This window comes from Empedobacter stercoris (assembly GCF_020281205.1).
Taxonomy (GTDB): Bacteria; Bacteroidota; Bacteroidia; order Flavobacteriales; family Weeksellaceae; genus Empedobacter; species Empedobacter stercoris.
This window is the reverse complement of sequence record NZ_JACXZC010000016.1, coordinates 23,724-37,110: the sequence shown is the minus strand read 5'-3', so window position 1 is coordinate 37,110 and position 13,387 is coordinate 23,724. Positions and strand designations below refer to the sequence as shown.

Genomic DNA, 13,387 nt, shown 5'->3' with positions numbered 1-13,387 from the left:
CAGCTTTTTGAATTTATCTTAAATCTATTGATTAAGCGTGAATTGCACGATTGTCTGTAGCAGCTAAAGCAGCTTCTTTAATCGCTTCTGCAAATGTTGGGTGTGCATGAGACATTCTTGTTAAGTCTTCTGCTGAAGCACGGAATTCCATTGCTGTAACTCCTTCTGCAATTAAATCAGCAGCACGAGCACCAATAATATGCATTCCTAAGATTTCGTCTGTATTTTTGTCTGCTAAAATTTTAGCAAAACCATCCGTATCCATAGAAGCACGTGCACGACCTAAAGCTTTGAATGGGAAAGAACCAACTTTGTACTCTACTCCTTCTTCTTTTAATTGCTCCTCTGTTTTTCCAACTCCAGCAACTTCTGGCCATGTATACACAACACCAGGAATTAAGTTATAGTTGATATGAGGTCTTTGACCTGCCAATTGCTCAGCAACCAATACACCTTCTTCTTCTGCTTTGTGTGCTAACATTGCACCGGCAACAACGTCTCCAATTGCGTAAACGTTAGAAACGTTTGTTTGTAAATGATCGTTTGTTTTGATACGTCCTCTTTCATCTACTTCGATTCCTACATTTTCTAAACCTAAAGAACCTGTGAAAGCACGACGACCAACTGCAACTAAAGCATAATCTCCGTTAATTTCAATTTCTTCTCCTTTTTTAGAAGTCGCTTTTAATGTTACATCGTTTCCATTATTTACAACTGAAGTTACACCTGTAGAAGTGTGGAATTTCATTCCTTGTTTTTTCAATACTTTTGTCAATTCTTTAGACAAAGCTCCGTCCATACCTGGAATAACACGGTCTGCATATTCTACAACTGTTACTTTAGAACCTAAACGTAAATAAACTGATCCTAACTCTAATCCGATAACACCACCACCAATTACGATTAAGTGTTTAGGAACTTCTGTTAAAGCCAACGCTTCTGTAGAAGTAATGATACGAGTCTTATCTGTTGGCGCAAATGGTAATTCAGATGAAACTGATCCTGTTGCGATAATTGTATTTTTTGCTTCGATTTCTTGAGTAGAACCGTCTTTAGCAGTTACAACAATATGAGTTGCATCTTTAAAAGCACCTGTACCTTCTAACACATCAATGTTATTTTTACTCATCAAGTATTTGATACCAGCTACGTTAGTATCTACAACACCTGCTTTGCGAGCAATCATTTGAGTGAAGTTTACTTTTGGAGCATCAATTTCGATTCCGTGCTCTTTAAAGTGATTTACAGCATCGTAATAGTGATGAGAAGAATCTAATAAAGCCTTTGATGGGATACATCCAACATTAAGACAAGTACCACCTAAACTTTCTTTCTCGATAATTGCTGTTTTAAATCCTAATTGCGCGCAACGAATTGCAGCAACATATCCTCCAGGTCCAGCACCAATTACGGCTACATCATAAGAACTCATATAGTTTTATTTTGATTTTGTTATTATAATTTTTTAAACTCCACAAATATAACTAATCCCGAATATATTTGCGTTATAAAATTGTAATGAATTTTATCAATTTAGTCTATTATAAATAATATAAAAGTTTTTAAAACAATATGTATCCTATTTTTTAAAGAATTGATAATAATCTTACAGAAGTACAAAACCCTTCACTTTTCAATGAAGGGTTTTGTATATCATCTAAATTAATTTTAACTTCTATTGAATAATTACCAGTTTATTAACACAGATCCCCATGTAAATCCTGCTCCAAAAGCAGTCATCATCACCAAGTCTCCTTTCTTGATCTTACCTTCTTTTTTCGCTTCACTTAATGCAATCGGAATAGACGCTGCTGTTGTATTCCCGTAGCGCATAATGTTGTTGTAGACTTTTTCGTCAGGTAATCCTAATTGTTTTTGAACAAACTGAGAAATACGCAAATTGGCTTGATGTGGAATAAATAAATCTAAATCTTCTGGCTTTTTATTTGCAGCAGTTAATGCTTCTACAATTGATTCTGGAAAACGAGTTACTGCATGTTTGAAAACGTAATTTCCGTTCATGTACGGGTAAATCTCTTTTTTTGTTAATCCGTGATTATCTTTCAATAATTCGTCTGACCAACCTGTTTTAGTTCCTGGGAAAGTAACGGCTAATTCTTCCGCAAATTCTCCTTCTGAATGTAAGTTTGTTGATAAAATTCCACGACCTTCTTCTTCTGAAGCCGAAACAACTACCGCTCCTGCTCCATCGCCAAAAATAACAGAAACTCCTCGTCCTTCATCAGAATAATCTAAACCAAATGAATGAACTTCTGCTCCAATTACTAAAATATTTTTATAAATACCTGCTTTTATAAAAGCATTTGCTGTAGACAAGGCATACACAAAACCAGAACATTGGTTACGAATATCCATCGCACCAATTGTTCGACATCCTAATTCTTTCTGAACCAACACTCCATTTCCTGGGAAGTAATAATCTGGCGATAAAGTTGCAAATAAAATAAAGTCGATATCTTGTGCTGTGATTCCTGCATCTTCTAATGCATTTTTAGCCGCAATTACACCTAAATCTGTAGATGAAATTTTAGAGCCAGGTTCGATATGTCTTCTTTCAACTATACCTGTACGTTCCTGAATCCATTCATCATTGGTGTCCATTACCTCAGCTAAATCAAAGTTTGTAACTACACGTTCTGGCACATAGTGTCCGACACCTGTTATAATAGAGTTTATCATTTTTTATGGTTTACTTTTCAATTAAAACAAATGTATTAAATGATAACCATTTCTTAAAACAATTACGTCTTTATGACAACAAATTATTTAAAAAACTTTGCTTTTAAGATTCCATTCATAACGATAGAAAGTACCATTACTCCTGTAGCAATATAAAAGACAGGTGTCATAAGTTCTGAATCCCCAAAAATAAGACTTGCTAAAAAGATGCCGTAAACAGGTTCCAAATTTACGTTTAACATCATGGTAAAAGCACTTACATGTTTCAATAAAGCGACAGATTCAATTTGTGCAAATGCTGTAAAAATAACTCCAAGTAATATTAACCATCCTAAGTTTGACCAACTTACATTTACAACTTCCGTAATTGCATCTGGTTGAAACAATACCATAATCAATGAAAGTGTGATAAGCCCTCCAACCATTTCGAAAAATGTAACTTTTGTAGGTTTTATGCTTTTTGGTAATCTCGAATTAAGAACAGCAAATAATGCGGATAAAAAACTACATAAAATACCAATAATTATTCCCAATTTATAATCATCTGGTGACGCATTAAAAATAACAGCAACACAGGCTGAAACAATAATTGCTAAGATAATTTCGAGGAGATTAATTCGTCTTCTAAAAAAAATAGGTTCTAATACTGCACTAAAAAGTGCGCCCATTGATAGTGTGCTCAATGCAATAGAAATATTTGAAAGCTTAATAGATAAATAAAACGTAAACCAATGTATACCTACAATACCTCCAATTCCCAATAGTGTTAACAACTCTTTTTTAGAAACTTGAAAATCAGATTTCTTAAATTTCATGTAAACAAAAACTGCAATTGCGGCAATTAAAACACGATACCAAACCATAGGCAAAGCATTCATGGTAACAAGTTTACCGAAAACACCTGTAAATCCCCACAATAAGACAAGAAATTGTAATCGGAACTGCACGTTTGAAATCATCTTTAGCTTTTTGGCAAAAGTAGAATTAAATTCTTGATTGTAAATAGCTTTTTGAATGAATTATTTACTAATAAAACTCTATTATGAAGTCAATATTAAATTAACATTAAATAATTATTTACATAAAATTAAATATCAATCTCGTTGTATTTTCGTTTTTTTTAAAAATTATCAATGGATTTTAGTATTTTTTTACAACCCGATGCATTAATTGCATTGTTTACATTAACGATGTTAGAGATTGTTTTAGGAATCGATAATATTGTTTTTATCTCTATTTTATCAGGAAAATTACCTGCACATCAACAGAAAAAAGCACAACAACTTGGTTTATTCTTAGCCATGTTTACACGTGTTATCTTATTGTTTTCGCTAAGTTGGGTGATGAGTCTTACGACACCGTTATTTAATATTGGCGATTGGATTGGAATAACATCAATTGAATGGGTAGAGAAATTAGCAATTTCTGGGCGTGATTTGATCCTATTAATTGGAGGTCTATTCTTAATTTATAAATCAACCGTTGAAATTCATCACAAAATAGAAGGCGTAGAAGAAAACGAAGGAAAAGTAAAAGTACATTCTTTTGCTCGTACAATTATTCAAATCTTAATTTTAGACATTGTCTTCTCTTTAGACTCGGTGATTACAGCAGTTGGTATGGCAGAACATATCGAAGTAATGATTGCTGCAGTTGTCATCGCAATAGCTGTAATGATGTTGTCGGCAAGCGCTGTTTCTAAATTTGTAAATGATCATCCAACAGTTAAGATGTTAGCATTATCATTCTTATTGTTAATCGGTGTTTCGCTATTAGCAGAAGGATTTGATCAACACATTTCGAAAGGATACATTTATTTCGCAATGGGATTCTCAGTTTTAGTTGAATTCTTAAATTTGAGAATGAAGAAAAAACATTCAAATCCTGGTGTTATTCGAAATATGGTTGGCGATGCAGAAGAACAAAACAAGAATTTATAACTATCTTTAAGGCCTCAACTAAGAGGCCTTTTTTATTCAATAAAATCAATGCAAAATATAAAATTAATAGTAACTGATATGGACGGAACTTTATTACGTTCAGATCATTCATTAAATCCTGAATTCTATACAATCTATGAAGAATTAAAACAAAATAACATCCTATTTGTGCCTGCAAGTGGACGCCAATATTATAGCATAATCAACTATTTTGAGCATATAAAAGATGAATTAGCGATTATTGCCGAAAACGGAACTTATGTAACGTATAAAGGCCAAGAAGTTTTTGTTGATGAATTGGATAAATCTGTAATAATAGAAATCATTGAAGAAGTTCGCAAAATTGATGGTGCTCACCTTGTTTTAGCAGGAAAAAATGCCGCTTATGTAGAATCGAAAGATGAAACGTTTTTAGAATATTTTAAAAATTTTTACGACAAAAATGTTTGGGTTGAAGATTTAACACAAATCGAGAACGAACAATTCATTAAAATAGCGGTAAATCATCAAGGAGGAACAGAACATCATGTTTTTCCAAGATTAATCAATTTTGAAAAACATGGCCTTAAAGTAGTTGTTTCAGGTGATGTTTGGTTAGATGTTATGAACAAAAAATCAAATAAAGGTGTCGCACTACGAGCATTGATGAATAAATTACATATTTCGTCTGAAGAAATCATTGTTTTTGGCGATTTTATGAATGATTACGAAATGCTAAATTTGGCAAAATATAGTTTTGCTATGGAAAATGCACACCCTTCTATTAAGGCAATTGCAAATTATATTGCTCCTTCAAATGATGAAGATGGTGTAATCCAAATAATTAAACAATATTTACAACAATCAAAAACCATAAATATTTAATAATCTTATAAATAACATCAATTATTTAACATTCAAATCACATTAAATTATTAATTTCGAAAAAAACCTAAATAACCAATGTTCAAAATAAATAAACATCTAAAAAATGTTTTCGTAATCGCCTTTTTACTTGTCATTTTTTCGTGTAAAAACGAAAATCATTCCGTTCAAAATCAAACTTCAATTTCTGAACCGAAAGAAATTTTACAAGATGAAGTCGATTCTATTTATACCGTAAAAATTGACTCTTCTTTGTTACAATTAGACACAATTGTTAAAGCTGAAAAACTGCAAAAAGTTGATTCGACAAAACAATATGTTTATTTAACATTTGATGATGGTCCTTACAAAGGAAGTAAAAATATCAATAAAATATTAACAGAAGAAAATGTAAAAGGAACTGTTTTCTTAGTCGGTTTTAATGCATTTACAAAAGACTTGAAACAAAATGTAGAAGATTATAAAGCAAATCCTAATGTGGAAATTGCTAACCATACTTTTTCTCATGCACGAAACAAATACAAAACTTTTTACAGCATACCGGAACAAGTTTATGAAGATATTCGCAAAAATGAAGTGGTTTTGGACATACATTCGCGCTGGGTTCGTTTGCCTGCACGCAATACGTGGCGTTTGAATAAACGTAAAAGAGACGACCCTATGAAAAATGCAATTCCAACTGCTGATTTAATCGCCAAAAATCAATATTATATTTATGGTTGGGATTATGAATGGAACCGCAACAAAGAGGGCTTAACTTCTCCCGAAAATATCTACAATGGTATTGTAAACCGTTTGGATCAAAATAAAACATTTGAAAAAAATCATTTGGTAATTTTGATGCACGATGATATGTTTAATTCTGATACAAATGCAGAAAAATTAAGACAATTAATCGTTTTGTTAAAACAAAATCCAAAAATTGTAATTGAAGGAATATCAGGATATCCTATAAGAATTAGTTAATAAAAATCAATGAATATATAAAGCCACTTCAATAGAAGTGGCTTTTTTATTTGTTGAAAATTTAATCTTAGTTTCCTAAAATGTAATTGAATGCAATTATTAATCAACTGTATATCTGTAATATACATTGATTTTAAATCTATCATAAAAATTTTTGCAATGATTTTGCAATTCTACCCGTTTTACAATAAACACAAAACGTTCAGAATTGTCGTTCTGAACGCTTAACAAAAGTACGCTTATTTTTGATTTATTAATTAAATTTTTAAGATATTTAATGTATGATTTCGAATTCTGATTTAGATAAAGTCTTTTCGTTGTTAAAATGGATTGAACCACGATCAAGTGAAAGTGCTCAAACTTGGATGAAAGAACGAGATATCATGTCAAATTTTGTTTATAAGATTGAAAAATTAGGAAAAATTAAAATGATCTTCTGTCAAGTTTTCAACTTGAAAGAGGCTAATTTTAAGAAAATTTATAAAAAAAGAAAAGAACTTTTGCATCTTGATTTTACTCTTAAAATTAAAGGAGATAAATGGATTTTAATTTGGGAACCTAAAGATGTAAAATAAGCTTGTTTACTTCATATTTGACAAAATCGATAGTTTCTTGAACTTCTGTAATTCCAATTGGACAATAATCGATGTTTCGCTTATTAAATCTTTCAATTTCAGGTGGCAAATGATATGATGTTCGATGGAGTTGATCTCGAAACTATTCAAACTATTTTCGGACATTCAAAATCTAAGACTACTGAAATTTATGCAAATCAAATTAATCTTATCCGATTTGAGAAAGCGTTTGTGTAATATAAAAAACCGCTTAATTAAGCGGTTTTTTATATTTCTGAAATATTAGCTTCAAGTTTCTCTTTTAAAGATGTTAAATTCATTGTTGGTAAAATAATAGGTTTACCAAAGCCTGAATTTGATGTTAATGTCGTGATATATGATCTGATATAAGGAAACATAATTGCAGTTGAATTCGTTAAAAAATATTTACTTAAATCTTCTGTACTTATATCAGAGTCAAATTCAAATTCTCCAATAGACTCAACTATAAAATGAACATTCTCTTCATTAAGCTCTTCTTCATTTTCATTGTTTTTCAAAACAAAACCTAAGAATAAATAAAAAATGTTATTTTCTCTATCTATTGTTCCTTTTACATCAAAAGCAATGTCAGAATTATCTATATCGAAATCTTTAATAAAATTAAAAATAGATCGAGTTACTTTGAAGTCTGTGAATCTAAATTTTGAGATTGTTTTTTCCATAATTTATGCCGCTAGAGCATATTCAACTCCAGCTATTTTATTGTTAGTAGGTACATGTTCATAGTTGTTTAATTCTACTCCCCCGTTATTATTAAAAAGTTTATTTTTACGAATTAATTCTAAATATGATTGTTCTCTAGAAATTACTAAGGATTCAAATTTTAAATCATTATAAAAATCATCATCAGAACTAATAAAAACAATATTTGTATTATAGTTTTCAATAAAGTTATTAATTATATCGAATTGAATATCAATGAATTTATCTGAATTTAAAAAACTATTATCACTAACTTTTACAACATAACATTCTCCTAAATTATCATAAGAAAATCTAAATTTAAGATTATTGTTTTTTAAATTTTTAAGTTCTTTTATTAATTGTTCTTTAATTTTCATTTGATAGTATTTAAAATATTACAAATTTTATTTGAAGAATCTAAACTATTTTTTGACTCTTTTTGAGTTACTAACTTATCTGAATAATCTCCTTTTTTTCTTAAACTTTTAATTTTTAAAAACTCTGTATTAACATAAATGAAATCTCCTTTCTTCATTTTGCTCTTAAATGATAATACAAATAAATTAAATTTATCCTTATGAGAAGATTGTCCGTTTTTCTGATTATTCTGAATACCTAAAGTTCCAATACCATTGGTTTTAGTAAGTAGAATATGATCCATCATTTGTAAAGTTGCATAATAAGAACAATGCACACTTTGGCAAAAATGATTGCTAGTATGTAAATCTGAAGCAACGGATAAATTATTACTAGATTTGTTATTGTAATTACTCAACTATTATTAAAATTTTAGGTAAATATACATTTGTTTAGTACAAGTAAACAAATGTAACCTATTCATAATTCTATGGTAAGTATAATTTTTTATGATAATTAACCTATCTACAGCCTATATGACACTAAAATAGTGTATTTTCATATTATTTAGAATAATTCCATATTACACACTTGTGTATGTTATTACACAATCGTAGTTAATAGAATTATCAAAATAATTACAAAAATTAGCTCCGTTGGGATATTGATTTCAATATTATATTCTTTATTAATATCCGAATTGTAATACAATTTCAATTTATTACTTTTACAAAAACTAAAAAAAATGAGTAATAAAAAATGTCAGACATGTGGAAAGCCAGCACATAATTTTGAAAAAGAGGAAGCTTTAGATTGTGTACCACCTAAAGATGTATTGATTTTTGGAAAATATTCTATAGATAAAAATTATAGAAAAGCTTTATTTAAAGAAGCTCCATTTTATACTTCAGAGGAAATTGTTGGTAGTTACTTGGGTTACAACCATACATTTCCATCACAAGATGAATGGTTAGATTCTAAGAATAAATAAAAAAGTGGTCGTATTTGACCACTTTTTTTGATTAAATATGAAAAACAGGTATTTTTTATATGACTTTAAATAGTCATTATTTTAATTATTATTTGGAGATGCGCACATTAGTACAGAAAAAAACATCTTTTTACAAATTACAATTTCGGTAATCCAAATTTCCATAGGAGGATTAAAGTTACAACAACTGCAATTGTGATAATTATCGTTGAATTAAATGAAGGTCCGAAGCTTTTATTTTCCTTATTCTTATCAACTTTCGATTTTGATTCCTTAACTTTATTTTGGTTTTTTGAATCGGATTTAATGTCTGTATTTTCGTTGATATTTTCAGATTGAATTTTAATTGTGGCGAAATCGCCTGAATTAGAATCTTCCTTTAAATTAACATTCAGTTTTCCCGAAAATTTCCAGCCTTTATCAGTTTTTTCAATCTTTCCAAAATCTTCTAAAGTTGTTCCGTTGTATGAAATATCATATTGTTTGAAATAATTATTCCACCCAATAGAATCAAAATTTGTGATTTTGTTTGTTTTGATAACTTTCGAAACAGAATCAATTCTGTTGATTTTAAGTTCAGATTTCTTAAAACTCTCTTTTGATTTTTCAGTAACGCTTTTTGAAGTCCTGCAACCGTAAGAAATTACAACAAGAAAAAGAGCTAAAAAGCAGAGTAAATTACCTATAAATGTTTTCATAGACTAAAAATTAGATGGTAAAATTGGATACGATAATCCGTTATATAATTGGGTTTTTAAACCTTTGAAATAAGACCAGCTTAAACCTTTAGAATATTCTAAATGCGGAGCGTCTTTAAAAGATTTAAAATCACCACCCCAAGTAAATCCTTTTGATTTGAAATAGTTCGCAACTCTCTTCCAATATTCATTAACTGTAAAATCAGCTGTTTCAAAAGTGCCATTGTTATCTAAATCTCTTAAAATCACAAAGTCGAATGCAAGTCCGTAATTATGGATAGACTGCCCTCCTTTCGCATTTGTAACTACCGAACCTTTCTTAGTTCTTCCTTGCGCATACAAATCATTCTGTTCCTGGATTGAACGGTAAACGTGTGTAATTCTCAATCGGTAACCTTTTGGAAGTAGCTTATTATTCGCTTCTAAATACCATTCTTTCAACTTATCACGCAATAATGGATGAAAAGTTTCTATTCTATCTAAACTAATTTGATCGTAAAACATAACTACAATATTTCTTTTTGACGTTTTAATTTTTTTTCTTCGACTTTTCGTTGTTCTTCCATGCTTAGGCTGTACATCGGGTTATTTTTGAGCTGTAGCGTGAGTAATCTGTGAAATGGTATAATAAACACTTTGGCGAATGTTGAAGTCTTATCGATAGCAATAGCGTTTTCTAAAATTGAAATAAATTCAATGTAAACCATTAATACAATTACTCCGTTTTGCAACCAATTAGAATAATCTTTGAAGAATTGATTTGATTGGTCGAAACGCATTAGATTGAGCAGCATAACCACAACTATAATAGCTGAGCAGTACTGAATGATTTTCTTGACTGTTTTCCGAAAAGCTTCGGAACTTCGATTTACTTTAAGAAATTTAGCCTTCATAAAGCCAGTTACAAAATCAATTGCCATTAAAAAAGTTAAGGCAATAAACAATATCCAATCAGGATAAATGAAAATTTGATTCATTAATACATTGTTAAATAAGGCGCTAACAATGTTTTGTAAAACTAAATCAACGAAGTCGCATTATGATAGTTACTTTTAAGAAGATAAGAGCGAGATAGTTCGGAAAGGACATAAAAAAACCACCTTTTTTTGAGGTGGTTTAATTTTATTACATTTGCGTTAATATTTAATATTTTTTCAAATAATAACATATGAAATTACTATGTAAACTAAATTTCCACAAATGGATTTATTCGTCGAAAACAGAAAGACGTTGCAATAACTGCGCTATTAAACAAGAATTAATAAACGAAGGAGCCGTGTCTGGCATGTCTGACTTTAAGTACTGGCAGAAAGTTAAAAAATAATCTCAAAAATAGGACACCAATTATATAAATTAAAGTAATCTACAACTTGATTAAAATAGGTTTGAGAATCTCTTAAATTACCTCTTGCACCTAAAACTTTTCCACTTCGAGCATTTGCTGGTCTTACACCATCTATTGAATCATATCCTTGTCCGTTAACACCATAAGTAAGCCTACTACCTACTAATGGATTTCCAGATAAAGTTATTTTAATTGTATCCTCTGAATAGATTTCAACTGAATAGATTGTTATACTTGATTGAGAAATAGTTGCTGTTGTACTAATCTCATTTGTAACATTATAAATATTAAAACCTTTATTTCCATCAGTTAACGGATTTACTAAAATTTCATCAAATTTTAATGGTGGTTTAGGTACATGAAACTGAATAAAGATTTCATTTTCTCTTATAAAATGCTTTATCGGATAAATCGGTAAATAATGTTTTTTATTTACAATTGCCTCGAATAATCCAATACCATAATAATTACCCATATTTCTATAAGTTTTATTTGGTGCATGAACATAATCAGCCGTATTATAGTCTACATCATACATTGTTTTTGCAAGTACAATTCTATTATCTTTCAAACTCGCTTTTAATTGCTCTAAGGCTATTCTTGGATAACGACCATAAGTATTATGACAAGCTAACTGATACATTACACATTTGACATCAATAGTTTGTTTTGTAATTTCTTTAATATCTGCGTTTAAATCATCTACTAATTTTATTAATTTTTCAGCGTATTTTAATGGCTCGTAAGGAGCGACTCCATAGTTAGCTGAATTACCTCCCGATCTGTAATCTTCTTCTCCTTGAGTCCAACAAAAAGCAGGTACACTAAAGGTTTTCCCTAAACTATCAGCAGTAGCTTTAGCGGTTCTAACATTATTAAGTATGTTATTATAATACGTAGTACCTTTAGATAAGTTGCTAATCGATATACCGCCTGCTCCACCTAAACACGTCATTATTTTAAAATCAGAAGGTAATTTGTAATTATAATGTTTTGCCATGTCTTTAAACATTTCTATATAACCTCCATTCATATCTTGTACGTTAGAATTAACTCCGTTGACATTATACGCTATGTCTATTGGAGAAGTGAAAGTTGACGCACCTCCGTTTGTACCGATAGATAATGACTGACCATAACTCGGTATAAGTATTATATCAGTTAGATTATTTTTTTGATTTTCAACTACATAATCCATTACAGCTTTAACATTTGGAATCGATTTTGAAGATGAAAAATCGATTTTATCTACTACTTTACCATTAACTGGAATTGAATTGACAACATTATATTCTAAAGCATATTCTAATAAGTGACCATCTGCTTTAGCAATTGACGACAAATTAATATTATTAGTGTTATTTAAAGGTACTCGCGTGTAAGTTGAACCGTAAATTATTTTACCTGGAGTAGGAACTGTATAAATAGTAACACCTCCAAAATATAAAATATCATTTTTTTCAAAATAAACATCTGTCATATCGATTTCGTTCATTCCAATATTAACAGCATTTATTTTTGTTGATTTATACACTAAGGTAGTACCATTTACACTGTATATTTTTATATATATTTGCCCAGCTGTAGCGCATCGTATTTTTAATTTTTTACCTTTTGCAACTTCATCACTTATTTTATCAGAAAATGCAAAATACCCTCTATCCGCAGCACCTTCAATTTCAGAATCAAAAGTGTTTATTCCTAATATTTTTAAATCTCCGACAACTTCTTCTTCAACTCCAAATAACCAATCATTCACTGCCTTAGAACTCGTTGCATTCTCAGAGGTCGGTATAAATTCTTGGTCGACATCAACCGCAAAATTTTCGATAAACTCATCAACTTTATTTTCATTCTCTGTAATTCGATTTTCTAAAGGCGTTAAATCTTGCATTGGTATTTGAACCTTCGTTAAAACCTTCCAAGTCGTTCCTGTTTTATTAAAACGATACTGCCAACCAACAGGAACATTTGTACCAAAAGCATAAGTTCCAGCTTCTGATGCATAATAATTACCATCAGGTAATGCATTTAATTGTTGTAAAGTTTGCGAAGGAGAAATACTTCCTAAAGTACCTTCTCTTAAATCTTCTACGAGCTCATTTACTTGCGCTTTGTTGTAAACTTTATTTTCTTTTCCTGCATCAACATAAGCTGTATTAGCTAAAGGTGATACGTCATTAATATTGATTGTAATATTTCTATCTATAGCCATTTTAATATTT

16 protein-coding genes are annotated in these 13,387 nt (G+C 30.0%); 6 read left to right on the top strand and 10 right to left on the bottom strand.

The window, feature by feature from the left end:
- Positions 1 to 31: 31 nt before the first annotated feature.
- From lpdA to IF125_RS08845, 3 genes are all read right to left on the bottom strand, one after another.
- On the bottom strand, positions 32 to 1,432 hold the full coding sequence (gene lpdA, locus IF125_RS08855) for a dihydrolipoyl dehydrogenase (protein ID WP_225539202.1): 1,401 nt from the start codon (positions 1,430 to 1,432) through the stop codon (positions 32 to 34).
- A gap of 254 nt (positions 1,433 to 1,686) precedes the next feature.
- Entirely contained in the window at positions 1,687 to 2,700 is a 1,014-nt protein-coding gene (locus IF125_RS08850) for a 3-oxoacyl-ACP synthase III family protein (RefSeq protein ID WP_225542244.1), read from the bottom strand.
- 83 nt (positions 2,701 to 2,783) lie between these two features.
- On the bottom strand, positions 2,784 to 3,659 hold the full coding sequence (locus tag IF125_RS08845) for a DMT family transporter (RefSeq protein ID WP_225542243.1): 876 nt from the start codon (positions 3,657 to 3,659) through the stop codon (positions 2,784 to 2,786).
- 174 nt (positions 3,660 to 3,833) lie between these two features.
- On the opposite strand from IF125_RS08845, the gene IF125_RS08840 reads away from it, so the two are divergent.
- From IF125_RS08840 to IF125_RS08825, 4 genes are all read left to right on the top strand, one after another.
- Complete coding sequence (locus tag IF125_RS08840) at positions 3,834 to 4,640, top strand: TerC family protein (RefSeq protein ID WP_225542242.1); 807 nt, start codon at positions 3,834 to 3,836, stop codon at positions 4,638 to 4,640.
- A 48-nt stretch (positions 4,641 to 4,688) separates the two neighbouring features.
- Complete coding sequence (locus IF125_RS08835; protein WP_225542241.1) at positions 4,689 to 5,504, top strand: HAD family hydrolase; 816 nt, start codon at positions 4,689 to 4,691, stop codon at positions 5,502 to 5,504.
- 78 nt (positions 5,505 to 5,582) lie between these two features.
- Entirely contained in the window at positions 5,583 to 6,470 is an 888-nt protein-coding gene (locus tag IF125_RS08830) for a polysaccharide deacetylase family protein (protein WP_225542240.1), read from the top strand.
- Between the two features lie 281 nt (positions 6,471 to 6,751).
- Complete coding sequence (locus IF125_RS08825) at positions 6,752 to 7,045, top strand: hypothetical protein (protein ID WP_225542239.1); 294 nt, start codon at positions 6,752 to 6,754, stop codon at positions 7,043 to 7,045.
- 266 nt (positions 7,046 to 7,311) lie between these two features.
- Here the strand turns inward: IF125_RS08825 and IF125_RS08820 are convergent, their stop codons facing one another.
- The 3 genes from IF125_RS08820 to IF125_RS08810 are packed head-to-tail and all read right to left on the bottom strand — an operon-like array spanning position 7,312 to position 8,546.
- The gene (locus tag IF125_RS08820; protein ID WP_225542238.1) at positions 7,312 to 7,749 is read right to left on the bottom strand and encodes a protein-export chaperone SecB; all 438 of its coding nucleotides are present in this window, start codon (positions 7,747 to 7,749) and stop codon (positions 7,312 to 7,314) included.
- Between the two features lie 3 nt (positions 7,750 to 7,752).
- A complete protein-coding gene (locus IF125_RS08815) occupies positions 7,753 to 8,148 on the bottom strand; it encodes a hypothetical protein (protein ID WP_225542237.1) in 396 nt (131 codons plus the stop codon).
- Positions 8,145 to 8,546 carry a hypothetical protein gene (locus IF125_RS08810; protein WP_225542236.1) on the bottom strand — a complete coding sequence of 134 codons (402 nt, stop codon included), beginning with the start codon at positions 8,544 to 8,546 and terminating at the stop codon, positions 8,145 to 8,147. Before IF125_RS08810 ends, IF125_RS08815 begins: the two co-directional genes overlap by 4 nt.
- A 327-nt stretch (positions 8,547 to 8,873) precedes the next feature.
- On the opposite strand from IF125_RS08810, the gene IF125_RS08805 reads away from it, so the two are divergent.
- Positions 8,874 to 9,119 carry a hypothetical protein gene (locus IF125_RS08805; RefSeq protein ID WP_225542235.1) on the top strand — a complete coding sequence of 82 codons (246 nt, stop codon included), beginning with the start codon at positions 8,874 to 8,876 and terminating at the stop codon, positions 9,117 to 9,119.
- A 137-nt stretch (positions 9,120 to 9,256) separates the two neighbouring features.
- Here IF125_RS08805 and IF125_RS08800 read toward each other — a convergent pair whose 3' ends face one another.
- Genes IF125_RS08800 through IF125_RS08790 form a run of 3 tightly spaced genes read right to left on the bottom strand, consistent with a single transcriptional unit; the run spans position 9,257 to position 10,794 of the window.
- Complete coding sequence (locus IF125_RS08800; protein WP_225542234.1) at positions 9,257 to 9,817, bottom strand: hypothetical protein; 561 nt, start codon at positions 9,815 to 9,817, stop codon at positions 9,257 to 9,259.
- A gap of 3 nt (positions 9,818 to 9,820) precedes the next feature.
- On the bottom strand, positions 9,821 to 10,321 hold the full coding sequence (locus IF125_RS08795; protein ID WP_225542233.1) for a M15 family metallopeptidase: 501 nt from the start codon (positions 10,319 to 10,321) through the stop codon (positions 9,821 to 9,823).
- Positions 10,322 to 10,323: 2 nt separating this feature from the next.
- Positions 10,324 to 10,794: a phage holin family protein gene (locus IF125_RS08790; protein WP_225542232.1), complete on the bottom strand. Its 471-nt coding sequence runs from the start codon at positions 10,792 to 10,794 to the stop codon at positions 10,324 to 10,326.
- Between the two features lie 191 nt (positions 10,795 to 10,985).
- On the opposite strand from IF125_RS08790, the gene IF125_RS14340 reads away from it, so the two are divergent.
- A complete protein-coding gene (locus tag IF125_RS14340) occupies positions 10,986 to 11,141 on the top strand; it encodes a DUF1660 family phage protein (RefSeq protein WP_225542231.1) in 156 nt (51 codons plus the stop codon).
- Here IF125_RS14340 and IF125_RS08780 read toward each other — a convergent pair.
- Positions 11,131 to 13,377 (bottom strand): sialate O-acetylesterase, encoded by a 2,247-nt coding sequence (locus tag IF125_RS08780; protein WP_225542230.1) that lies wholly within the window; start codon positions 13,375 to 13,377, stop codon positions 11,131 to 11,133. The two genes, IF125_RS14340 and IF125_RS08780, sit on opposite strands and share 11 nt — an antisense overlap.
- Positions 13,378 to 13,387 lie beyond the last annotated feature (10 nt).

Bases quoted from the DNA above. Each gene is read 5' to 3' on its own strand.
- lpdA (WP_225539202.1), bottom strand. From the start codon at position 1,432: ATGAGTTCTTATGATGTAGCCGTAATTGGTGCTGGACCTGGAGGATAT.
- IF125_RS08850 (WP_225542244.1), bottom strand. From the start codon at position 2,700: ATGATAAACTCTATTATAACAGGTGTCGGACACTATGTGCCAGAACGT.
- IF125_RS08845 (WP_225542243.1), bottom strand. From the start codon at position 3,659: ATGATTTCAAACGTGCAGTTCCGATTACAATTTCTTGTCTTATTGTGG.
- IF125_RS08840 (WP_225542242.1), top strand. From the start codon at position 3,834: ATGGATTTTAGTATTTTTTTACAACCCGATGCATTAATTGCATTGTTT.
- IF125_RS08835 (WP_225542241.1), top strand. From the start codon at position 4,689: ATGCAAAATATAAAATTAATAGTAACTGATATGGACGGAACTTTATTA.
- IF125_RS08830 (WP_225542240.1), top strand. From the start codon at position 5,583: ATGTTCAAAATAAATAAACATCTAAAAAATGTTTTCGTAATCGCCTTT.
- IF125_RS08825 (WP_225542239.1), top strand. From the start codon at position 6,752: ATGATTTCGAATTCTGATTTAGATAAAGTCTTTTCGTTGTTAAAATGG.
- IF125_RS08820 (WP_225542238.1), bottom strand. From the start codon at position 7,749: ATGGAAAAAACAATCTCAAAATTTAGATTCACAGACTTCAAAGTAACT.
- IF125_RS08815 (WP_225542237.1), bottom strand. From the start codon at position 8,148: ATGAAAATTAAAGAACAATTAATAAAAGAACTTAAAAATTTAAAAAAC.
- IF125_RS08805 (WP_225542235.1), top strand. From the start codon at position 8,874: ATGAGTAATAAAAAATGTCAGACATGTGGAAAGCCAGCACATAATTTT.
- IF125_RS08800 (WP_225542234.1), bottom strand. From the start codon at position 9,817: ATGAAAACATTTATAGGTAATTTACTCTGCTTTTTAGCTCTTTTTCTT.
- IF125_RS08795 (WP_225542233.1), bottom strand. From the start codon at position 10,321: ATGTTTTACGATCAAATTAGTTTAGATAGAATAGAAACTTTTCATCCA.
- IF125_RS08790 (WP_225542232.1), bottom strand. From the start codon at position 10,794: ATGAATCAAATTTTCATTTATCCTGATTGGATATTGTTTATTGCCTTA.
- IF125_RS14340 (WP_225542231.1), top strand. From the start codon at position 10,986: ATGAAATTACTATGTAAACTAAATTTCCACAAATGGATTTATTCGTCG.
- IF125_RS08780 (WP_225542230.1), bottom strand. From the start codon at position 13,377: ATGGCTATAGATAGAAATATTACAATCAATATTAATGACGTATCACCT.